We start from the raw sequence: 21,820 nt of genomic DNA, 5'->3' as shown, positions 1-21,820 counted from the left end.
TTATAGAGAAGAAACATATCAATATCTGGCTCTGCACCAAACTTAGTACTAGAGTCCTTCCGGAATACAGTAAAGCCTTTCATCAAACACCAACAGATCTTTTGCATTTCTCCTCCCCATGCGTTATTATCTTTTTATCGACATATTTGCAGGTCTAAAAAAACAAGGAGGTTCTCACACCATGTGCCCGCGTACCAAAGAACAAAATGAACTCATACGTATACAACGCAGAGAACAGATCCTGGATGTCGCCGCTCGCTCCTACTTTCGTACGGGCGGCAGCTTTGATATTCGGGATGTTGCGCGCGAGGCAGGGCTTGGTTACGGCACAGTGTACCATTATTATCCCAACCGGCATTTATTAATAGAAGATGTGTTGGGAAGCGGCTTCGAGCGATGCGAACAAGTTATTGTGAAATGGGCAAAGATCGGTGACAGGCAGTTATTAACGTATTGTAAATCGCTGCTGCAGCTGTGGCAGTTAGACGCCCGCGCATATCTCGTCTACAAAATGGCATCGGAACATTTTACAGGCTTGCCTGAGAAGGATCGACACCACGTCAAGAAACGATTTACGGAACGGCTGTACGTTCCACTCCAATCGATTGCCCAGTGCGAAGACGACAGCATCGACCATATGCTTGCTGTGCTAATCGGCTGTTATGGGATGTACTACTATGCGGGCAATTCTGACCTGGACGTCGATCGAATCGCCCGACTCGCTATGCAAGCTATTACGAAGGAGACCTGATACGAACATGATTATCTTAAAAAGCAAGCATGAAATTGAATCCATCCGCAAGGCATGCCAAGTGGTGGCTGAATGCCATCGTACCATTGCCCCACTCATCAAACCGGGCATCACAACGAACGAAATTGAGCGCATATTTGAGGAGATTATTTTGAAGCACGGCGCCAAGCCATACGAGAAGGGCTACAGAGGCTATCCTTATGCGACCTGCGCATCCGTTAACGACGTGATCGCGCATGGCTTTCCTAACAATAAGCCACTTGTGGAAGGTGATATCGTGACGATCGACACGGTCGCGGAGCTCGACGGCTGGCTCGGCGATTCGGCCTGGAGCTATGCGGTCGGACAGATCTCGCCCACGGCCGAGAAGTTGATGCGCGTCACGAAGGAATGTCTTGATCTGGGTATCGAGCAGGCGCGGTCTGGAAATCGTCTCGGCGACGTGACAAGCACGATTCAGCGGCATGCAGAATCACACGGCTTTGGCGTTGTGCGTGACCTTCTCGCCCATGGCATCGGCCGTGACCTGCACGAGGAGCCGACGTATATGCATGTCGGCAAGCCCGGAAAGGGCGTACGTCTCAAGGAAGGTATGGTGTTCACAATTGAGCCGATGATCACCGAAGGCACCTACTTCATGACAATCGATGCGGACGGCTGGACCGCACGGACGATGGACAACAAGCTCGCAGCCCAATACGAGCATACGATCGCCATCACGGCTGACGGTCCACAAATTCTGACCGCGCAATAAGAATAGTTTCTTATAACAATAAAAATGAATTAGAAGCCGACCACCCAAATGGTCGACTTCTTTTTTTCGTATTCTTCGGAATTAGCTTCCGCTTGGCACAAACGTAGTCAAAAAAGATTTATTGAAAGTAAAAAAAGTGCACGTTCTTCTTTTTCCAACTCACCTCATTCAATCAAAAAGTCAAAAAACGTACTGGTTCTGGTCAATAACTTTTATATCACGTGTCCCCTTTCTCGTTTACACTATTTTCAAGCTATTGATATTAAACTATCGCGAAAAAGGGGGAAGTAATATGAACAAGAAAACCAAAACTTTAGTGTTGTCATTATTCATGTCGACCTTATTACTCGCAGCCTGTACAAATGGAAGCAGCACCGAGCAAAGTTCAACCAATACAGACCCGAATGGCAACGAGGGCGGAACAACTACCATTCACACGGTGACATCTGAATACACTTCTGCGAAATATCCAAAGGGCGACGATATCACAAATAATGTGTGGATTAAGCGATATAAAGAGAAGTTTAATATCGATGTCAAAACAGACTGGGTCAGCGATGAGTACGATACCAAATTGAATTTGGCTATAGCATCGAACGATCTTCCGGATGTATTCAGGGTGAATCCATCCCAATTAAGGCAGTTGGTCGAAGCGGATATGGTGATGGATCTGACCGATGTCTTTGAGCAAAACGCTTCAGATCGTCTCAAGGGTTACATGGAAGCGGATGCGGACAGTTATGAGTCAGGAAAAAAAGACGGTAAGCTGTACGGAATACCACAGATGCACTGGGGATTGATTGAACAACCAGACTTCATCTGGATTCGGAACGATTGGAAAGAAGAACTGGCGCTCCAGGATCCGAAATCTGTGGAAGACATCAAGAATATCGCACTGAAATTCATGGAAAAGCATGGCGGTTATGGTATTGCGGTTGACCAGTCGTTGGATTATCTCAATCTGCTCGCTATTGCGTGGAATGCGCATCCAGATCTGTGGATGGAGGATACCAGTGGAAAACTGGTGTACGGCTCAGTGCAGCCTGAGATGAAGAATGCGCTGGCTGAATGGTCAGAATGGTACAAGCGAGGCATCATTGATCCGGAATTCGCAATCAAAGACTTTAATGCAATGAATGCCGATATCGTAGCCGGCAAGGTTGGGATACAGCCTTATTACCAGTGGTGGGGTTATAATCCGGGAGTCGATACGGTATCCAATCTGGGTAAGGATGCCATCTTCTACCCTTATATCATCCCTACCATCGATGGAAAGGAAGCTAAACAGTCCATCTTTTTTGCCAACAACAATTATATCGTCATGAAAAAAGGATTCAAAAGCCCGCAAGAAGTGATAAAAATTTTGAACGACTATGCTTATATCGTTGATGAAGGCAATGGCAAGGAATCCCCAGAAACGCTATCCGCTCTGCTGGACAATGATATTGCCCATGTGGTCGGAGCGTTCCGTGTACTTAATCCGAATTCCGACTACGAGCAATTTGAGGCTGTGTCAGCCGCTCTTCAATCCAAGGATACCAGTGGACTTACGACTTCGGGAATGTGGCAAAAATACAACAACAGTGTTGAATTCATGGAGAATGCAACACCAGGAGCAGTCGGTGATTATTTGCAGCAAGGAGCTCCAAAGAATGCCTATAGTCTTGCTAAAAAAGTGCTCGACAGTGAGAACTACACGAAGACAGCCCTATGGGGTGTTACACCGGAGGTACTGTCGAGCTATGGCACAACCTTGGATGACATCCTGACGGAAGGCTTCACCAAGATCATTATGGGTAGCGAAAGTATCGATTATTTCGATGTTGTCGTCCAGAACTGGCGAGCAGCAGGGGGTGATGAAGCAACCCAGGCAGTCAATGACGCCTACGGAAAATAAGAATGCTGTTGTCAAGAGGGGATGAGTTATTCTCCCCCTTTTTGGCAACGGTTACACACCTATTAAACCAAGAACGGAGGAGGAACAGGAATGCTGAAAAAGTGGAAGCAGCAGAGTCCCTACCATTTAATGTTGGTCCCAAGCCTCGTATTGGTCTTCATCTTCAGCTACATCCCTTTTTATGGACTTATTATTGCGTTTCAGAAATACAATCCGGGTCTCGGCTTCAACTCACCATGGGTAGGATGGGACAATTTTTCACACGTATTTAGTCAGCCGAACTTCGTAAGGACGATCTGGAACACCTTATACATGTCCGTCTTCAAGATTATCGGAGGCATTATCGTGCCCGTTATATTCGCATTACTCCTTAACGAAGTACTGAATAGCGGAGTTAAACGTACATTCCAAACTCTGGTATATATTCCGAATTTCCTGTCTTGGGTCATTATGGCTGGGATCATGCTGGACATCCTTAGCTCCGATGGCATCATCAACACATTTCTGGGCGTATTCGGGATTGCACCTATTTCCTTTCTTGGCACACCATCCATATTCCCATGGACCATGATCGTCAGTGATATCTGGAAGGGCTTCGGATTTGGCACGGTTGTTTACCTGGCAGCCCTGACCAGCATTGACCCTGGACTTTATGAGGCCGCGGTGATTGACGGAGCCAAACGCTGGAAGCAGACCATTTACATTACCCTACCTCTGCTCATGCCAACGATTGTCTTAATGACTGTGTTGTCTCTTGGTAACGTGCTCAATGCAGGCTTTGACCAAATCTATAATCTCTACTCCCCTGTCGTCTATCAAACCGGTGATATCATTGATACCTATGTATACCGTCTGGGAATTCAGCAGGCACAGTATTCGATTGGTACGGCTGTCGGATTATTCAAATCCATCATTTCCAGTGTTCTGGTTGCCGTATCGTACGTTCTGGCCTACAGGGTAGCCGGCTATCGCATCTTCTAAGGAGGAACTATCTTTATGATCTATGATAAAAGTATGAGCAGGCGTTTGTTCCATATCCTAAACTACACGATATTGCTTCTAATCTCTCTCCTGTGTATCCTGCCGTTTATCAACCTGTTGGCTGTTTCGTTCAGCAGCAGTGCTGCTGTATCTGCTGGTAGTGTAACCTTCTGGCCCATTGAGTTCACGACCAAGGCCTATGAATTTGCCTTAACTGGAGGGTCATTTTTTTCTTCTCTCTGGGTTGCCATTCAAAGAACCGTTCTCGGAACATTGGTCAATCTTGTTTTAATCGTGCTCACGGCTTATCCACTTTCCAAATCAAAACAAAAATTGATGGGCCGTAATATCTATATGGGATTTTTCATAGTCACGATGTTATTTAGTGGAGGATTGATTCCAACCTATCTCGTAGTAGTCAAAATGGGGCTGATTGATTCGATCTGGTCTCTGATCCTGCCTGGAGCTCTCCCCGTATTTAGTATGATTATTCTAATGAATTTCATTAGGGGCTTGCCAGAGGAAATTGAAGAATCAGCGATTATCGATGGTGCCGGGCCTGTACAGGTATTGCTTCGTATTTTACTCCCGCTCCTCAAGCCCGCTCTTGCAACTGTCGGTTTGTTCAGTATCGTCGGCCATTGGAATTCATGGTTCGATGGTATTATCTATATGAACAATCCAGCCAATTATCCATTACAAAGTTACCTACAGACCCTCCTGCAGAGCTTTGAGCAAATCATGCTGAAATCTGGATCCGACTATACTCAACTACTATCCATGATGAATGCCAGAACTGGTCGCGCCGCTCAAATGTTCTTGGGTGCCATTCCGATTTTGCTCGTGTATCCGTTCCTGCAAAAATATTTCACCAAGGGCTTGGTACTCGGTAGCGTTAAAGGATAACGCAAAAGGCTTGCAGTCCAAACTGCAAGCCTTTTTTGGGTGTGTTCACCTCATGTTACCCCAAGCACAATACTACTTTGTATCAGATATAACAGGTAGCAGAATGGTGAAGACCGTACCTTCTCCAATCTGACTATCTACATCTATTCCATAGGGCTTGCCAAAATGAAGCTGAATGCGCCGCTGCACATTATGCAGACCGATTCCTGTGGTTCCGGTGCCTGCTTCAAGCTTATCTTCCCTCAAGTTCAGAATCATATGATGATCCATACCAACCCCATTATCGCGGACTTCGATCGTAATATCACTGCCCTTCGGTTGAATCCGAATGGTAATGACTCCGCCTTCCTCGAGTTCGGCCAGACCATGAAAAATCGCGTTCTCTACAAGGGGCTGAAGGATCATTTTGGGCATACGATAATCCATCAGGCTATCCTCAATCTCATATCTCATCTGAATACAATCATAGTACCTGACATTCTGTATCGTTATGTAATTCGCTATATTATCGATCTCCTCACGAATCGTAACGAGGGTTCCATCGGATCTTGTCGCATAGCGAAGCATCGAGATGAGTGCATCTGTCATTTCCACGATTTTGTCAGCCTGTTGCATGGACGCAATCCATTTCACCGATCCAAGTGTGTTATACAAAAAATGAGGTTTGATCTGATCATGGAGTGCTCGCATCTCAGCTTTGGCTTTTTCTATTTCTTCCTGCTGCATACGTTCGACCATCCGCTTCAATTCATGCGACATCTTGTTAAATCGAATCGATAAGTGGCCTATTTCGTCTCGTGAGCGAATATGCTGCACTTGTTCAAACTGCCCCTTTTCGACCAAAGCGATGTTACGCAGGAACTTCTTAATGGGGGTTGTGATGACATGAGATAGAAATATGGATATTACGGCAGCAAAAAGAATTATAACAATAGCCAGCGTCACCAGATTACGACCCAATATTTTGCCGTCGGCAGTCAGCTCATCCAAAGGCATGTATAAATAAGTTGTCCATTTTTGCTGACTAAGAGGATTGGTCACCACGACATTCAATGATTCAGGTGGACGAACGTTGTCCCGGAACAGCGTGCCGATTAATCGGTCATTCACGTTATATACAATCTTGTCATTCTCATCGATGATCATGAATCTGGAACGTAGCCCCTCCTGTAAGTTGCGATTGACGATTTCAATAAATTTTATATCAATACTGACGACGATCACGCCAAGCAGTTTCCCGCTAGACACATCATGAATTTTCCGAGCATGCGAGACTGCCAGAATTTTATTCTCCAGTTGCTCATCTATTCGGGTTGTCAACGTGATGGTTCGATCTTCATCATGCAAGAACTTTTTAAACCATAATTCGTTCGCTACTTTAAAGTTTGGGTCAATAGGTTGGTTAGGACTGACAAACAGATCTTGTCCCCCGTTCAAATTGTAGAGGTAGATGGAGAATACGCGATCTTTCATCATGATATAATTCATCAGAATATTGTATGCAGCAATCTCATGCTGTTCATCACCATCGCGGAGGAAATCCTGGATCGGAAAGCTTCCCTCATGTGTTGCAGACAGGTTGTTGCTCAGTCCATTGCTGGCCAGCAGCGAGATTTTTTCAATCTCTTTTAGAAACTCGTCAATGCGAATGTTCGTCTGCTTGGCCAGATCGCTGAGCAGCTTCGTATAATTCTGTGCCAATAACCGTTCAGAGGAGTAATACGAATTGATCGTCATTACAAATACCGGAAGTATAATGACCGTTATACATATCACCATGATTTTGTACTGGATTCGAAAGAGTTGGGTATGCCTCATAGGATGCACCTCTATTCATGAATTACATGGATCCCTGCTGCAGTCGTTCTCGATATTCCTCTGGAGTGTGGCCCACCGTTTTCTTGAAAATCTTGCTAAAATAGGTGTAGTTATGATAACCCACTTTATCTGCAATTTCATATACTCTCAATTCCCTGCTCATTAGGTAGGCCTTCGCATGTTCAATCCGAACTCGTGTCAAGTAAGAGATAAAATTCTCTCCCTTATCCTGCTTGAACAATCGGCTGAGATACGAGGGATTGACATTAATTTGGCTAGCAATGCTTTGCAACGAAATATCCTCGGCATAATATTTATCGATTAACTCAGTGGCCAGATCTGTGTAGGTAAGCTCCTGCATAAACTGAGAATCCGTTTTAAAGTAGTACGCAATATGAGCCAGGATATCTTGATGAATATCCTCCCAATACTCACCCTTCAGAACGATTTCATAAGGAGATTTCTCGGTAAAGGAAGGCTTGGCTCTTTCTGTAGCCCGTGACACATGGGAGTGTATTGTTTCCAACACCATGATATACTGCCTGCGAATACTGTTCTCATCCGCTCGTAGCGTCTCCAGTTCAGAACGAATTCCTTCAAGGAAATCCTCCGCCTTTTTGTTGTCTTTACTTATCCATAATTTCAGAAAATCTCGTTCCTGCTCCGAGTTCAGCATCCCATTCACTTCTTTCCGAGCTGGAGCCCGAATTACATCCTCGTAGTACAGGATCTGGTTGCAGCCTGTGAAGAAACCCTGTCTTAAGGCGGACTCGGCTTCTTGGCAAGCCTTTCTAATACATTGAAAACCGGAAACGATTGTACTTACACCCGCTGTAAGCGACAGGTTCATAAAATCCCTGATTGAAGACAGAAGCTTATTACATAGTTTATTTAAGTCCGCATGCACAGATTTACTCTCAGGAAGTACATTGACTATAACCCAATACTCAGACGAATTCTCAACGAAAATTTCTTTCTCCCATTTCGATGGAATGATTTCTTCCATAATATTAAGAATAGAAAATCGGAGTAGTTTCTCCCCCTTCTCCACATACTTCCTCTTCGCATCTTCGTAATAGTTCACAATGAACTTGATAACAACCAGCTGATCCGATCTTATACGAAAATGCAGCTCCTCAGCTTTGGTGACGATGTCCTTTTCATTTATGAATCCGCTTACAACATCTTGAAAGAAGCTATCCTTTAGATGCCTCAGGCTCTTCGAGTAATCTTGTGCCATAGTGGGGATGTTTGTCGGGTTAACATGTTCGCTTTGCAGTTTCTGTTCAATGGTAGTCAAGAGTTCGATAAGGGAGGTTTCTGTAATCTCGCTTTTAATCAAGTAGTCAGTGGCGCCTAGTTTTAGTGCTGTTTTCACATAATCAAATTCGTCAAAATTACTTAGGATGACATACTTACAGGTTTTCAGTACCCCGGAGGACTCTTGTATAAGCTGCAGCCCATCCATAATCGGCATCTTAATATCCGTAATGATTAGATCGGGAGTCACTTCAAGCGCAAGCTCCAATGCCTCTTTTCCATTCCCCGCTTCACCAACAACATAGAAATTGTGCTCTTCCCAATTCAGCATGGAACGAATTCCAACACGCATGAGTAATTCATCATCTACGATCATCAGTTTGTACATGAAATCCCCGATTTAGTTAGTCGTATACTTGTTCTTATCCTTCCCACGTTACCCTAAACAAATCTGGCTTGTTTCCGTCTCTCAATTCATTGAGCAAGCTGCTAATATTTCATATAATAAAAACTAATTCCTAAGTTTTATACAATATTAATAGAGAACGGCTTCAAAGAACACCCTTTAATTTTAAGTTTAGATTATACATAACTTGACCACTATTCATATTTACTACGGCCAGGAGGACGTCTATGAACATTCCCAAAGGTACATACGGGTTTCGGTTTGCCGAAGATAAAGAGCTCCAGCTGTGTGTTTTGTTTGCAGCCGGATGTGATTCTATAACCGATCCTTCTTATCGCTGGGATGGATTGGAGCGTACGGATGGCCCACTTCTGTTATTCCAGTACACGACCTCTGGCGAAGGTGTATTTGAGTCGAAAGGTGAAATTCACCGTGTCACCACAGGACAAGCTTTTTTGGCCGAAATTCCAGGCCCGCACCGCTATTATTATCACTCAAAATCGAAAGAGCCGTGGGAATTCCTGTTCCTGCTATTTCGCCCCAATCTGATTCTGCCCCATTGGCAAAAGTACCTTCGTGAAGCAGGAGAAGTCCCCTATCTTCCCATTGATGGTGCACCAGTCCGATTGCTGCGGATGATTGTGGCTGATGCGGCAGCAGGCAGGATCACAGATCCTCTGATCGCTTCATCTTGCGTCTATCAGTTCATGACAGAACTGGTCAGATTACAGAAAACCAACCTACGGAACAGGGAGAACTGGTCGGAGAATATACAACGTGCAGCCGAATTTATAGAGCAAAATTATTCCAGGATGATCAGCATGGATCAACTTTCTGAGCACGTTTCCCTATCCAAATATCACTTTATACGTCGCTTCTCATCCAGCATGGGCTTGACACCAGGAGCTTATCTAACTCGCATACGGATCGAAAAGGCTATGGAACTGCTTCGCGGGACGCCCCTTAGTGTTGAATCTATCGCCGAACGCGTTGGTTACTCCAGCGGAAGCTATTTTATCAAAGCATTCCGTAACTTAACCGGTCTTACACCGGGTGAATTCCGAAGTGGCGGAGAAAGTCTTGCTTATCGTAAACTGTTCTTCGACTAACCGCAATATTGTGCTATTGGTCCTTCAAGATTACTGTGGATTATTAATAAACTCCTATACTATGATGAAATTAGTAAGAGCAATAATTAATCAGTAAAGGAGTATTACCATGAAGCATATACTTGCGGCATCAACACCGCCTCTTGGCTGGAACAGTTGGGATTGCTATGGCGCGGCTGTAACCGAAGAGGAAATCCGTGGCAACGCGGAATATATGGCAGAACATCTCAAAGACTTTGGCTGGAGCTACATCACTGTCGATATTCAATGGTGCGAACCCCATGCAAATTCTTCGCAATACCGTCCATTCGTTCCGCTGATAATGGATGAATATTCCCGTCTTTTGCCTGCGGAGAACCGGTTTCCTTCTGCTGCAGGTGGAAAAGGGTTTAAGCCATTAGCTGATTACGTACATAGCCTAGGACTTCAATTTGGCATTCATATCATGCGCGGCATTCCGCGTCAAGCTGTCCACGCTGCTACCCCAATCCTGGGCTCTACAGCAACTGCACGCGAAATTGCTCATACGAACTCTATCTGTCCATGGAATACGGATATGTACGGTGTGGATTCTTCAAAAGAAGGAGCACAGGCTTATTACAATTCTCTCTTTGAACTTTACGCTCAATGGGGCGTTGATCTGGTGAAGGTGGACGACATTGCCGCTTCCAGACTATACGCAACTCATCAACCGGAGATTGAAATGATCTCCAAAGCGATTGAGCGTTCCGGCCGCCCTATGGTACTGAGTCTTTCTCCAGGACCAGCCCCGGTAGAACACTCGGATTTTTTTGCTGAACATGCCAATATGTGGCGAGTTACAGATGACTTCTGGGATCTTTGGCCGCTGTTGCTGGATATGTTCGACCGCTGCCGGACATGGCAGGGCGTCCCCCAGGCAGGATGCTGGCCGGACTGTGATATGCTTCCTCTGGGGCATATTGGGATTCGTTCTGTAGATGGCGGTGGAGCAGATCGTTGGACCCGATTCACGCCTGATGAACAGTTGACTATGATGTCACTGTGGAGTATTTTCCGTTCCCCGCTCATCTTCGGTGGTGAACTGCGGGACAATGACGACTGGACACTGTCACTGCTGACCAACCGTGAGGTTCTTCGTATGCACCGAGAGAGTTATGGAGCCAGAGAAGCGTTGCGGAAAGAGGATCTTATTGTATGGACAGCTCAAAACGCTGAAGGTTCCTCTTATGTCGCTGTGTTTAATATTAGTGAAAACCCGCTTCAACTGGAAATGAACTTTGCGGAAATCGGCCTGTCCGACATTACTGAAGGTACTGAACTTTGGAGCAGAGTGCCTGCTGAATTTATAGAAAATTCGCTCCGTGCCACTGTGCCACCCCATGGTGTACGACTCTATCAATTTTATTAATTCCGAGCATGGCCCAAAACGTAACCGGAGCTAGTCTTGCAAGCGAAAAGAAATACTCTATCGTTTTTTTGGACCGGAGTTTTTCTTTCCAGATGTAAAAAATAACCGCTGACAGCCGTCAGCGGTGTCTGTTTTCTGCTAGAACTTCTGCAGTTATGGAGAATAGAATGTTCATTGCATTCATAGGAGCAGCGCGTTAAGATTTTAGTTAATACATAGACTTAGGAGGCTTCATGATGAATAACAGTCCTGTACCTTGGCGAGAAGTTTTTACAGACGAAGCCACTCACACCATCACGGGCAATGTGAAGATTTACGAGTCATTCCCGATTCCACAATTGCAGACGGAGCGTAGAGTTTGGATTTATTTACCTAAGAGTTATAACGAAAGCAATCGCAGCTACCCGGTATACTACATGCAAGATGGACAGAACATGTTTGATGAAGCGACGTCTGGGGACGCGAGTGGGATGTCGACGAGACACTGGAACAGATGGCACTGGAGAATCCAGCACTAGAGGTGATTGTGGTCGCTATCGATCATGGGGGTAACGCCCGAAATCATGAATATAACTTTACGATGAATACGGAGTACAATTTCGGGGGCAAAGGTGAGGCATATGCGGATTTCCTGGCGCAGACACTCAAACCCTATATCGACAGCCACTACCGTACGCTTGCTGAAGCAGAGCACACCATCATTGCGGGAAGTTCATTCGGTGCTTACGTGTCGTTGTATACGGCTATTCGCTATCCGGATCAGTTTGGCCGTGTGGGCGGGTTTTCCTTTGTCATGTGGCACGACAATGGCGGGATCATCCAATTGATTCAAGAGTCGAATCTCTCTCCTGCGCTTCGCGTCTATCTAAGCATTGGAGAACTGGAAACGGACAATCCCGACTTTAATCGGGTTGCCTGTGAGCACGTCGCATTGACCCACCAGACCTTAATCGCATCAGGGGTTTCTGAGAAGCAGATTCGAGTTGACGTTATTCCAGATGGTACACATCACGAATCCATGTGGGGCATGCTGTTTCCTGAAGTGCATCGATGGCTGCTATAGTCATAGGACCGATATACATAAAAAACCTCCATCCAGTAAATGAACAATAACACTCCACCATTCTTGAAGCTTTCTTACCGAATCGTTCTAGTTCTGTTCTTTCTTCATTTCTAGGCTGTTTATTCCGTTTCCAAGTTTGCTGTACGCGCAATTTCTGAGGGTCTCCGGCAGGAAGCCGGCGATCATATACGCGTTACGACCATTTCGCCAGGTGTTGTGCAGACCAACTTTATCGATGGGATACCCAATCAGAAAATAAAGGATCAGCTAGCTTCGGTTAGAGACGGGCTAGGATTACGGCCGAAAGCCGTTGTCAGTGCAATCGTTTATAAATCATTTTAAATGAGTGACATTAGGGTTCCTCCAAGGGCACCTGTTACAACAGTAACCCAAGGTGGCAACTTCCAATAAACCAACATACTAAACAGTATAGCTGCAAAAGCAAAGTCAATGGGTGCCAAGATAGAACTAGTCCAAATCGGCTGATAAAAAGCAGAAATTAGAATACCAACTACTGCTGCATTTACTCCCATTAACGCACCTTTGACCTTTGGATTGCGACGCAGGCTATCCCAAAAAGGAAGTGTTCCTATAATCAATAAAAATGCAGGTAAAAATATAGCAACTGTTGCTAATAAACCTCCAACCCACCCATTCATCACCGTACCTAGGTAGGCTGCAAAGGTAAATAAGGGTCCCGGAACCGCTTGGGCTGCCCCATATCCGGCAAGAAACTCTTCTTCACTCAACCAGCCGGTGGGTACAAATTCTTTTTCAAGCAAAGGTAAAACGACGTGCCCTCCTCCAAACACAAGGGATCCCGAACGATAGAAACTGTCAAACATTGCAATCCAGTGAACAGAAGTCACTTCTCTTAGTATTGGAAGAAGAATTAATAAACCAAAAAATAACACTAAACAACCTATTGCAAATCCACGGGTTACTGGAAAACTAACTTTCCCATCAGATTCGTCTTTCTGGTGTCTATATATTAGGAAACCAATAATTGCTGATAAAAGAATAACTCCTACCTGACTGTAGGCTGTTTGCCACAATAATGTAATCACTAATGCTAACAAGGCAATTGCTTTTCGTTTTAAATCCGGTGTTAGTTTTTGAGCCATCCCTATAACAGCATGTGCAACAACGGCGACAGCAACAAGTTTCAAGCCATGTATCCAACCTGCATCACTTACATCTACTCCTTGGAGAATCAATGCAAAAATAATGAGGGCAAGTACTGAAGGTAATGTAAAACCAAGAAACGAAACAATACCACCTAATACTCCAGCACGCATGACACCTATACCAATCCCTACTTGACTACTCGCAGGACCCGGTAAGAATTGACATAAAGCGACCAAGTCAGCATAACTTTTTTCGTCCATCCACTTCCTTCTTCGAATATACTCGTCATGAAAATATCCCAGATGGGCAATTGGCCCACCAAATGAGGTAAAGCCTAATCTAGTCGATACCCTTAATATTTCGAGTAATGACTTCATTAAATTTTTTTCTTTCATTATTGCTTCATCCAATTACTTTTCTCCTTCCATTCTAAAGGATTGTTATTTAATCTTTGATTTTTCGTCATTCAATTTTGATTATCTAAAACAGATGGTAACACATAAAACGATGCCTAAAACCACATTTACAGAAACTTTACAATATTACATGCTATCCAGATAAGTATTTCGTGGAGGACATTACTTATGTAAAGAAACTCATCCATCCAACCTAAGATGCTTGAAAACAAGCATTAGCTGATTTCGTATTATCAGGTTAACCAGTAATTACTGGCTAACCTGATAATACGAAAAAGCCGCTAAGTTAGCGACTTTTAACGGAACTATCTTCGTGTCTCTCGACACTTCACATTATTAGGTCCAATAAAAATATGTTTGAAAAGTTTAACCACGAACCTAATTAATACTTTAGTTTTTTTACCATTCTGTACAACGACATCGTCGGTTTATTCACTTCCGATGTAATTTCATACCCGAGTCTGGCATACAATTTTCCCGCCTGATGATTTTCTTTTTTAACTGTCAGTGAACTTACGTTATAGCCTTGTTTAATAGCCTGCTCTTCCGCATAACGAATGAGTTTGGAGCCGACGCCCATTCCTCTGCTTTCGGGCATTGCTGCAAGTGTTGCAATATGAAACTCCCCTTCAAATCCTTCTTTCAGTGTTATATTGGAAAATAATGCTCTTGGGTGCAATAGGTTGTAAGTAATTAAGCCTAGTTTTCTGTATGACAAGAGTTGTTTCACCGTAGCTGAGACCAATCTCTCCATAACGGTAACAGGCAAACACGTAATCATTCCAAGCGTTTTATCTCCCACTTTTGCTTCATACGCATATTCATGACTGAATCGATTGTTCTTAGACTGCCAGAGTTTATGGAAGGTAGCACCTACGATGCTTTGATTTGTCGAACCAGCGATCGTATTTGCTATATCCCCAAGCGCCATTAGATTTAGTTTAGATCCCACAAGAGAATGAGGGGTTCCATTTACAATAGAAATATTAGTCATATAATCACTACTCCTGTCACTAAATATTTAATCCTGTTATATCAAAAAATATAATTATCGTTTATTATTTGATAGATTTTACTATCAATTAATTATACAGTACTTCATTTTTAAATGAACCGTCAAGCAATGATAGATAAAAGTGTACAAAAAAAGACTTAATCATTAAGGCTTTTCATGCAAAAGGTAATTACCTAACAGGAATGTGATACCTTGCGGTTTCATTTATAAGGATCGCTTCTACTGCCAGAAGTAAAGTATAGTAAGAGTAAGTTGAAAATATATTTCAGGAGGCTACAGCCATGTCCCAGGAGATCTGGATTAACCTGCCAGTCAAAGATGTTGAGAGATCCACTGTCTTTTTCAATGAGATTGGATTCCATGCGGTGAGCGTGGGTAACGAGAGAGCCAAGCTTGTCGTAGGCCAAACAACGATTCTGCTGTTCCCGGATGCGGCGTTTGAGAAGTTTACAGGTTCAAAAATCGCAGATACTTCCCAAAGCGCAGAAGTAATATTTTCCATTGGTGCTGAAAGCAGAGAAGAAGTAGATACTTTTATTCAAAAAGTAGAGTCTGCCGGAGGAAACATCTTTGGCAAGCCAAGCGAAATGGACGGATGGATGTACGGCGCAGGATTTACCGACCTGGACGGGCATCGCTGGAACCTGCTGTACATGGATGAGAGCAAAATGCCGAAACACTGATATGAAAACGCCGATGACCGGCGTTTTTTTACATCCCCTGTAATCTCATATCTGTCATTCCAATCAAGATCGTTGCTTGAAAGGAAAAATTCGCGGGTTAAAGAACTTAAGCAGTTTATTGAATCACATTTTTATAAAGGTAGCTACTTCACCATAAAAAAACCGGCTGTATGGCTACAGCCGGCTCTCTGCTAAATTAGGTGCGGTTATTTGTAAGTGTGTGCTCGATACTATTGTGTTGGTGATGGTGAGGGTATGCTCTGCGCCGTTTCGATCTGCTGTAGATCGACGCGGAACTGTTCCTGCACGTTGAAGGGATGATACAGTCCCTTGGCAATCGCATATTTGCTGATCTTTTCATGCGTATCGATTGCCTGTTCCAATTGGCGTTCCAGAACACCCTTGATTTCCGGTGTGACGCATTCCGTTACGGCCATCGCCAAATTCCGGACGCCGCTCTTGGCCGTGGCCAGAAAGTCCATGGCGATCACATCATCTGTCATTTTGTTCATGCCAGTCATGTATTCCAGTACAGGATTCATTGCAGTGTCTCCATTCCTTTGGTCATTATTGCGGACAGCTCGGCCAGCTGATCAGACGACATGGCGGCATCCTGCTGGAGAATAAGCTTCAGCTCGGGTCCGTGACCAGCGCCTGCATCGTTTTGGACTTCGTCATGCAGACCGTCTTGAAGGCAGCAATCTCATGCACCTCCAAGGCTTCATGCATCGCATACGTTGGGTTCATCTAGAACTTCACTCCCTTGTTTAATCAAGCTCTTTACGGCTTTAAAATAACTTTAATGCAGTTATCTGTCTTCGTATCAAACATTTCATAGCCGCGTTTGGCCTCACTCAGCGGAATCACATGCGTGATGATATCGGCCACGTTGACCTTCCCTGTTGTCACCAGTTCATACATGTAGGGCATATAATGAATAACCGGTGCTTGTCCGGAGCGAATGGCTACATTGCGCTCCATGATATCGCCCAGCGGAAATCCGTTGTAACGGCCGCCGTATACGCCGGTAATTTGAATGGTTCCGCCCTTGCGAACCGCTTGGGAAGCAATAATTATCGCGCTCATGGTTCCGCCTTGCAGCTTCAGACCGCTCACCAGGAATTCGAGATCGCTCATCTTTCCGTCCATGCCCACCGCATCGATGACCACATCCGCTCCACCCTTTGTAATTTCCTTCAGGTAGCTACCGACATTTTCATGATGCTCAAAATTGACGGTTTCGACGTTATTATTCTTTTTGGCATGCTGCAGCCGGTAATCTACATAATCGACAGCGATAACCCGCTTCGCCCCTTTAAACCAGCAAAACTTCTGAGCAAGCAGTCCAACCGGACCGCAGCCAAGCACGATCACCGTATCGCCCTGTTTCACGCCCGCATTATCAACGCTCCAAAAAGCGGTTGTCATCGCATCGGCGATCAAAGCAAGGCTTTCATCCGGCTGCTCATTGCTTTCAGGAATTTTAAAATGCGTAAAATTGGCAAACGGAACCCGCAAGTATTCGGCCTGCCCGCCAGGAAACCCACCGGTCGTTCCCGAGTAACCGAAATATGCTCCCATATCTCCGTTATCATTAGAATTGTCGCACTGGCTCTCCAGTTGATTTTTACAGTAAAAGCATTCACCACAAGCAATATTGAACGGGATAATGACACGGTCCCCTTTTTTCAGCTTAGTGACTCCGGGTCCGACTTCCTCTACGATCCCCATCGGCTCATGCCCGATGACGTAATCCTCCTGCAGATTGGGAATCATGCCGTGAATCAGGTGTAAATCGGAGCCGCAAATGGCGGTGCTGGTCAGCTTGACGATCATGTCGTCCGGCTTTTGGATTTTCGGATCAGGGACGTCTTTGACGACAACGTTTTTGACTCCTTGGTACGTCACTGCTTTCATCATGCCTGGCTTTCCCCTTATGCTCATCCGGCGTCCTGTCAAACATCCCTTTGCGCGACGTATCTCCCGGAAACAGGTTCATTCCGGCAATCATGGCCGTATTTTTGGCGGAAAGCTGGTCCAGCTGATATTGTTCGTTCAGCTCATATGGATGAAACCATTTTTTTCGAATCATGAGCTCAGTAATTTCCTGGTGAAGGGCAATGCCCTGTTTTAACTGCTTTTTGAGCAGTTCTCTTGCATCGGACGATACGGTTTCGGTCAGGGCAACGGCGGTGTTCCGTACCCCTTCCTTGGCTCGAAGCAGAAAATCCATGGCGAATGTCATGTCGGCCATTTCAGGCATGTTAAGCGAATTGATCGGATCTAAATAATCGCTGTTCATCAGGTCATCACCTTTAATTTAGAATGGGAGTAGGTTTGCTTTCGGGAACCGGAGACTGGAATGGCGCTCTTTGATAGAGCGCTGTCAGCTCACTGATATCCACCGTGGATTGTTCTACGTCTTTTTGCATGAGCATCTTCAATTCCTGGTCGAAAACGACCCCCTGCATCAGCTTGGACTTTGCCGCACAGAGCGTCTTGAAATTCAGCACTTCATGGAGATCTAGGGATTCATGCGGGGCGAGTGAAATATCTTTCACGTTTGACTTGCACCTCCTTCATTGAACACGGATGTAAAATTAGGTTATCCCTCTGCATAAAGCTTGATTCGGCTTCTCCCCCTATACCGCATATCAAAATATTCCAATTATAGACATCAAAAAAAAAGAAAACACTCAATAGGAGTTAATTTCATCGCACTGCCCCTTTCTAATACAAAAAAAACGAGGCAACCGATCCGTTTGGATCGGCTGCCTCGTTGAAGTGTTCCCGTATTTTAGCTAGGTTGTACGGGAGCATAATAGTGAGACTGTCCGAGGTCGGGGATCAGTGCAGGTTGCACAGGCCTCCACCCCAGAAGTTGTTGAGTAGCCAGGCTTGATCTTGGAATATCGAGCGCTGCAAGTGTACTGAGGAAACCGAAGTGGGCATCAGCTTCTTCACGGGAAATACTGACTATAGGCACGTTCAGGTGTTTACCAATAACACTTGCGATGTCGCGAAATGGCACTCCTTCATCTGCCACCCCATCTAGTCGTGAACCAGCGGGTGCTTTTTCTAACGCAAGGCGGTATAGATGTGCGGCATCCAGGCTGTGCACAGCTGGCCAGCGGTTGGTTCCCTCTCCCACATAGGCTGCAAAGCCTTTTGTTCTAGCAATATCGATTAGTCTCGGCACAAATCCGGTGTCACCCTCACCGTGTACCGAAGGACATAGCTCTACAATGGATGTTCGCACCTCTCGCTCCGCCAACGATAATACTACGTTTTCTGCTGCCAATCCATTGGCGTGCGTGGTAATCACAAACGGCTTACGATATAACCTGTTGCTCCTGTTACGAAAACACGCATGATGAAATCCTCCTTTAGCTGTTGACTATTAATGAACTATAATTACCACGCAACGGGTCCATCCTCATCTGAGAACGTTCCAGTTGGACCATCCGCTCCAATCATCGCAAGCCGGACTGCTTCACGAGCCCCTTGTTCAACACTACGAGTACCAGCAAAATTATTGAGCGCAGTCGATGTAAAGCCCGGACATGCCGCATTGACCTTGATATTTGTCGATTCAAGCGCAAAGGCAAAGGCAAGTGTCACCGCATGAACAGCTGATTTTGATGCCGAATAGGCCCCAAACATCGCACGATGTGTATTTTCGGGAATGGAATTCCAACTAAGGGAGCCACCGGTGCTGCCCAGATTGACGATGCGAGCTGTCGGAGCCTCACGCAAAAGTGGCAACATGGCCTGGGTGACAGCAATGACACCAAAAACATTAGTTTCATAAACTGCACGAATGTCTTCGAGCGAAGCAACGGTCAATAGACCGCTCGTCGCACCACCACTTGGAAACGGATTATCCGGTTTACCTGCGTGTGAGATACCCGCATTGTTTACAAGTACATCGAGACGACCAAATTCGCATATGTGGAAAGGTTCTTTTCAGACCATCTTCGGTCGTGTAGTCAAAGACATGTCTGATCAGACAGGACTATCAGAAGGTGATTTTGGAGTATTGGATCGATTAATCCTTTTTGGCAACGGTAACCTTCGCCAACAGGAATTAGCCGACTCTATGGACTGGGATAAGAGTCGATTATCTCATCATCTGACGCGGATGGAAAAACGAGGACTAGTGATGAGGAAACCACTAGACACCGATCGCGGAATTCAAGTCATGATTACTCCCGCTGGAAAATCGAAGTTGGATGATGCCCGTCCCTACCTCTCCAAAGCAATACGCAAACATTTTTTTGTACAATTAACCGACCAAGATATTGAGTTGATTAAGAATCTGGCGGAAAGGACAAACACAAGGTCTTAGCGTCTTTTTTGAATCTCCGCTACCTTGACCACGAGCCACAACTCACGGAAAAAATCGCATCTATCAGAAAAAAACTCAACGGAAAGGGCTACGTCTTATCCCCTACCCGGTTGAGTTTTTTGCCATTTCTCGCAGTCCGTCTTCCTTCACTCGTACAAATGTAAGCTTTTTGTAAGAATGAATTAATAAAAATTCAGGATTTGATCTCTACAATTAAATTATATCGATTGATATTATTTAATTTTACGAGGAGGACAACAATGAGTTTAACAAGGAAGAGAAACGTACTTAGCTTCAGGAAGTCCCTGTTGGTGTTAGGGATCTTCGCATTATTAATTGCATTAACGGGAGCAGGTACTGGTTATGCAAGCATCGAGCCTGTGACTAGGCAGACATTGGTACTGCAGCATGCAACAATCGTGGACGTAAGGTCGGGAAAGTTAACTAACGATCAGACGATTATCATTACGGATAATAAGATTAGTCACATTGGAAACAGCGCTCAAACGGCGATTCCCATTTACGCGCAAGTACGTGATGCAACGGGCCAATACGTCATTCCTGGTTTGTGGGATATGCACGTCCATTTGGAAGATAACTATAAAGACGCCTTCCCGCTTTTTCTGGCTAACGGAGTAACCGGAGTCAGGGAGATGGGGCAGCTCTGAAAAACGTCGATATATGGAAAAATAGCATTCGATCCGGTATGACGGCCCCACGTCTTGTTTATGCGGGTTCGACCCTGAATGGAGGTCCAGCTGACGATGCCCCTCACATGTTCTACTTGGAAACAGAGGAACAAGCACGCAAAGCCGTACGTCTCAATGCGGTCAAAGGAGCGGATCATATCAAGGTATACTCTTGGTTGCCACGTCCTCTGTTTTTGGCGGTCATGGATGAAGCCCGGAAGTACGGCTTGCCAGTGGTTGGTCATTTGCCGGTAGAGGTACGGGCCAGCGAAGCCGTTCAATTGGGGTTTAAGAGCATAGAACATCTGCACGGTTTGTTTATTGCCACTTCGAGCATTGAAGATGATATTTTCCAGCATGCAGACATGAGCGATTTGCTTGGTTATTCGCTGGCAGAGATCGAGGCCTCCCAATCCTATGATTCCGTAAAGGCTAACAAGCTGTTTAACACTTTCAAAGAAAAGGAAGTCTGGCCTGTACCCACCATGGTTACTTATTTGAATATGGCCAAAACCGAAATCGATCCGCGGTCCACATATGTACCGACTGCCGTGCAGGAGCAATGGGCCGAAGTGATTCGCTCCACGCCTCCCGAACAAACGGAATTAATGACGGCCATCAATTCTACAACGCCAGATATGGTCAAAAAGCTGAATGATGCTGGCGTGCCTATGCTTGCAGGTACCGATTCCAGTTTCGAAATGACCAACTTTATATACGGCGTTTCCTTACATGATGAACTCGAATTGCTGGTGAAAAGCGGCCTGTCCCCGCTACAGGCATTGCAGACGGCAACGCTGAATCCTGCACGATACTTGGAAAGAGAGCAGGAACTGGGTACCGTAGAAAAAGGAAAGCTCGCCGATCTTGTGCTGCTTGAAAAGAACCCTCTGGAGGACATTCGAAACACAACAAGCATCTCTGCGGTTGTCTTGGACGGAAAACTTATAGAAAAGAAGACCTTGGATCAAGCAGTTAAAACATACCCCGTGATGAAGGTTGCCGATATGAAAGAACCGGAAAGATCAGACTCGTCTGACACTAAGTACATCCTTCATAATCATTAATGCGTAACTGAAGTAGGACGAAAAGCCGCAAAATAGCGACTTTAAATAAGTTGTTGTACACCAAAAGATCTCTTCAGTAGTGAAGAGATCTTTTGGTATTTTACATATAGCTGTCTTCTGCAATTCAAAAATTCAATGA

General features: G+C 45.1%; 24 protein-coding genes and 1 pseudogene. 14 read left to right on the top strand and 11 right to left on the bottom strand.

Annotated features, from left to right (window positions below; all coding sequences use genetic code 11):
• The first annotated feature begins 181 nt into the window (after positions 1 to 181).
• From ACTWJ7_RS18300 to ACTWJ7_RS18280, 5 genes are all read left to right on the top strand, one after another.
• Positions 182 to 751, top strand: a complete 570-nt coding sequence (locus ACTWJ7_RS18300) for a TetR/AcrR family transcriptional regulator (RefSeq protein ID WP_301877013.1) — start codon at positions 182 to 184, stop codon at positions 749 to 751.
• Positions 752 to 758: 7 nt separating this feature from the next.
• A complete protein-coding gene (map, locus tag ACTWJ7_RS18295; RefSeq protein WP_301877014.1) occupies positions 759 to 1,505 on the top strand; it encodes a type I methionyl aminopeptidase in 747 nt (248 codons plus the stop codon).
• 292 nt (positions 1,506 to 1,797) lie between these two features.
• Entirely contained in the window at positions 1,798 to 3,402 is a 1,605-nt protein-coding gene (locus ACTWJ7_RS18290) for an extracellular solute-binding protein (RefSeq protein ID WP_301877015.1), read from the top strand.
• Between the two features lie 90 nt (positions 3,403 to 3,492).
• Entirely contained in the window at positions 3,493 to 4,383 is an 891-nt protein-coding gene (locus tag ACTWJ7_RS18285; protein WP_079345264.1) for an ABC transporter permease, read from the top strand.
• A gap of 15 nt (positions 4,384 to 4,398) precedes the next feature.
• Positions 4,399 to 5,289 carry a carbohydrate ABC transporter permease gene (locus ACTWJ7_RS18280; protein ID WP_301877016.1) on the top strand — a complete coding sequence of 297 codons (891 nt, stop codon included), beginning with the start codon at positions 4,399 to 4,401 and terminating at the stop codon, positions 5,287 to 5,289.
• Positions 5,290 to 5,361: 72 nt separating this feature from the next.
• Here the strand turns inward: ACTWJ7_RS18280 and ACTWJ7_RS18275 are convergent, their stop codons facing one another.
• Together ACTWJ7_RS18275 and ACTWJ7_RS18270 are read right to left on the bottom strand one after the other, a co-directional pair.
• The gene (locus ACTWJ7_RS18275; RefSeq protein ID WP_301877018.1) at positions 5,362 to 7,107 is read right to left on the bottom strand and encodes a cache domain-containing sensor histidine kinase; all 1,746 of its coding nucleotides are present in this window, start codon (positions 7,105 to 7,107) and stop codon (positions 5,362 to 5,364) included.
• 22 nt (positions 7,108 to 7,129) lie between these two features.
• Positions 7,130 to 8,755, bottom strand: coding sequence for a helix-turn-helix domain-containing protein (locus ACTWJ7_RS18270; RefSeq protein WP_301877020.1), 1,626 nt, complete (start codon positions 8,753 to 8,755; stop codon positions 7,130 to 7,132).
• Between the two features lie 245 nt (positions 8,756 to 9,000).
• Between ACTWJ7_RS18270 and ACTWJ7_RS18265 the strand changes: the two genes are divergently transcribed.
• The 5 genes from ACTWJ7_RS18265 to ACTWJ7_RS18245 all read left to right on the top strand — a co-directional run bounded on the left by ACTWJ7_RS18265 (position 9,001) and on the right by ACTWJ7_RS18245 (position 12,677).
• Positions 9,001 to 9,882, top strand: coding sequence for an AraC family transcriptional regulator (locus tag ACTWJ7_RS18265; RefSeq protein WP_079345256.1), 882 nt, complete (start codon positions 9,001 to 9,003; stop codon positions 9,880 to 9,882).
• A gap of 109 nt (positions 9,883 to 9,991) precedes the next feature.
• Positions 9,992 to 11,272 (top strand): glycoside hydrolase family 27 protein, encoded by a 1,281-nt coding sequence (locus ACTWJ7_RS18260; RefSeq protein WP_301877021.1) that lies wholly within the window; start codon positions 9,992 to 9,994, stop codon positions 11,270 to 11,272.
• Between the two features lie 233 nt (positions 11,273 to 11,505).
• Positions 11,506 to 11,790, top strand: coding sequence for an alpha/beta hydrolase-fold protein (locus ACTWJ7_RS18255; protein ID WP_301877022.1), 285 nt, complete (start codon positions 11,506 to 11,508; stop codon positions 11,788 to 11,790).
• Complete coding sequence (locus ACTWJ7_RS18250) at positions 11,766 to 12,335, top strand: alpha/beta hydrolase (RefSeq protein ID WP_301877023.1); 570 nt, start codon at positions 11,766 to 11,768, stop codon at positions 12,333 to 12,335. The genes ACTWJ7_RS18255 and ACTWJ7_RS18250 overlap by 25 nt, the downstream gene beginning before the upstream one ends.
• Positions 12,336 to 12,485: 150 nt before the next feature.
• Entirely contained in the window at positions 12,486 to 12,677 is a 192-nt protein-coding gene (locus ACTWJ7_RS18245; RefSeq protein WP_443146393.1) for a hypothetical protein, read from the top strand.
• On the opposite strand, the gene ACTWJ7_RS18240 is transcribed toward ACTWJ7_RS18245, so the two are convergent.
• Positions 12,674 to 13,840 carry a chromate transporter gene (locus ACTWJ7_RS18240; RefSeq protein ID WP_443146392.1) on the bottom strand — a complete coding sequence of 389 codons (1,167 nt, stop codon included), beginning with the start codon at positions 13,838 to 13,840 and terminating at the stop codon, positions 12,674 to 12,676. The two genes, ACTWJ7_RS18245 and ACTWJ7_RS18240, sit on opposite strands and share 4 nt — an antisense overlap.
• Before the next feature lie 421 nt (positions 13,841 to 14,261).
• Positions 14,262 to 14,873: a GNAT family N-acetyltransferase gene (locus ACTWJ7_RS18235; RefSeq protein ID WP_079345249.1), complete on the bottom strand. Its 612-nt coding sequence runs from the start codon at positions 14,871 to 14,873 to the stop codon at positions 14,262 to 14,264.
• Between the two features lie 302 nt (positions 14,874 to 15,175).
• Here ACTWJ7_RS18235 and ACTWJ7_RS18230 point away from each other — a divergent pair, with 302 nt between their 5' ends.
• On the top strand, positions 15,176 to 15,577 hold the full coding sequence (locus tag ACTWJ7_RS18230; RefSeq protein WP_079345247.1) for a VOC family protein: 402 nt from the start codon (positions 15,176 to 15,178) through the stop codon (positions 15,575 to 15,577).
• 230 nt (positions 15,578 to 15,807) lie between these two features.
• Here ACTWJ7_RS18230 and ACTWJ7_RS18225 read toward each other — a convergent pair whose 3' ends face one another.
• The 7 genes and pseudogenes from ACTWJ7_RS18225 to ACTWJ7_RS18195 form a co-directional block, all read right to left on the bottom strand.
• A complete protein-coding gene (locus ACTWJ7_RS18225; protein WP_079345245.1) occupies positions 15,808 to 16,119 on the bottom strand; it encodes a spore coat protein in 312 nt (103 codons plus the stop codon).
• A pseudogene (locus tag ACTWJ7_RS18220) lies at positions 16,116 to 16,324 on the bottom strand (hypothetical protein). The gene ACTWJ7_RS18225 and the pseudogene ACTWJ7_RS18220 overlap by 4 nt, the downstream one beginning before the upstream one ends.
• Before the next feature lie 33 nt (positions 16,325 to 16,357).
• A complete protein-coding gene (locus ACTWJ7_RS18215) occupies positions 16,358 to 17,494 on the bottom strand; it encodes a zinc-dependent alcohol dehydrogenase (RefSeq protein ID WP_301878373.1) in 1,137 nt (378 codons plus the stop codon).
• Positions 17,439 to 17,879 carry a spore coat protein gene (locus ACTWJ7_RS18210; RefSeq protein ID WP_443145728.1) on the bottom strand — a complete coding sequence of 147 codons (441 nt, stop codon included), beginning with the start codon at positions 17,877 to 17,879 and terminating at the stop codon, positions 17,439 to 17,441. Before ACTWJ7_RS18210 ends, ACTWJ7_RS18215 begins: the two co-directional genes overlap by 56 nt.
• A gap of 13 nt (positions 17,880 to 17,892) precedes the next feature.
• Complete coding sequence (locus ACTWJ7_RS18205; RefSeq protein ID WP_301877026.1) at positions 17,893 to 18,138, bottom strand: spore gernimation protein GerQ; 246 nt, start codon at positions 18,136 to 18,138, stop codon at positions 17,893 to 17,895.
• Between the two features lie 236 nt (positions 18,139 to 18,374).
• A complete protein-coding gene (locus ACTWJ7_RS18200; RefSeq protein ID WP_301877027.1) occupies positions 18,375 to 18,836 on the bottom strand; it encodes a hypothetical protein in 462 nt (153 codons plus the stop codon).
• A 155-nt stretch (positions 18,837 to 18,991) separates the two neighbouring features.
• The gene (locus tag ACTWJ7_RS18195) at positions 18,992 to 19,528 is read right to left on the bottom strand and encodes an SDR family NAD(P)-dependent oxidoreductase (protein ID WP_079345239.1); all 537 of its coding nucleotides are present in this window, start codon (positions 19,526 to 19,528) and stop codon (positions 18,992 to 18,994) included.
• Between the two features lie 46 nt (positions 19,529 to 19,574).
• Between ACTWJ7_RS18195 and ACTWJ7_RS18190 the strand changes: the two genes are divergently transcribed.
• From ACTWJ7_RS18190 to ACTWJ7_RS18180, 3 genes are all read left to right on the top strand, one after another.
• Positions 19,575 to 19,925: a MarR family winged helix-turn-helix transcriptional regulator gene (locus ACTWJ7_RS18190; RefSeq protein WP_301877028.1), complete on the top strand. Its 351-nt coding sequence runs from the start codon at positions 19,575 to 19,577 to the stop codon at positions 19,923 to 19,925.
• 260 nt (positions 19,926 to 20,185) lie between these two features.
• Positions 20,186 to 20,593, top strand: coding sequence for an amidohydrolase family protein (locus ACTWJ7_RS18185; RefSeq protein ID WP_443145727.1), 408 nt, complete (start codon positions 20,186 to 20,188; stop codon positions 20,591 to 20,593).
• 107 nt (positions 20,594 to 20,700) lie between these two features.
• The gene (locus ACTWJ7_RS18180) at positions 20,701 to 21,681 is read left to right on the top strand and encodes an amidohydrolase family protein (RefSeq protein WP_443145726.1); all 981 of its coding nucleotides are present in this window, start codon (positions 20,701 to 20,703) and stop codon (positions 21,679 to 21,681) included.
• The last annotated feature ends 139 nt before the right edge of the window (positions 21,682 to 21,820 follow it).

Origin of the sequence: Paenibacillus sp. 1A_MP2, from assembly GCF_052244825.1 — a bacterium.
Lineage (GTDB): Bacteria > Bacillota > Bacilli > Paenibacillales > Paenibacillaceae > Paenibacillus > Paenibacillus vandeheii.
The sequence above is the reverse complement of the archived record's forward strand: the minus strand, read 5'-3'. Positions and strand labels throughout refer to the sequence as shown.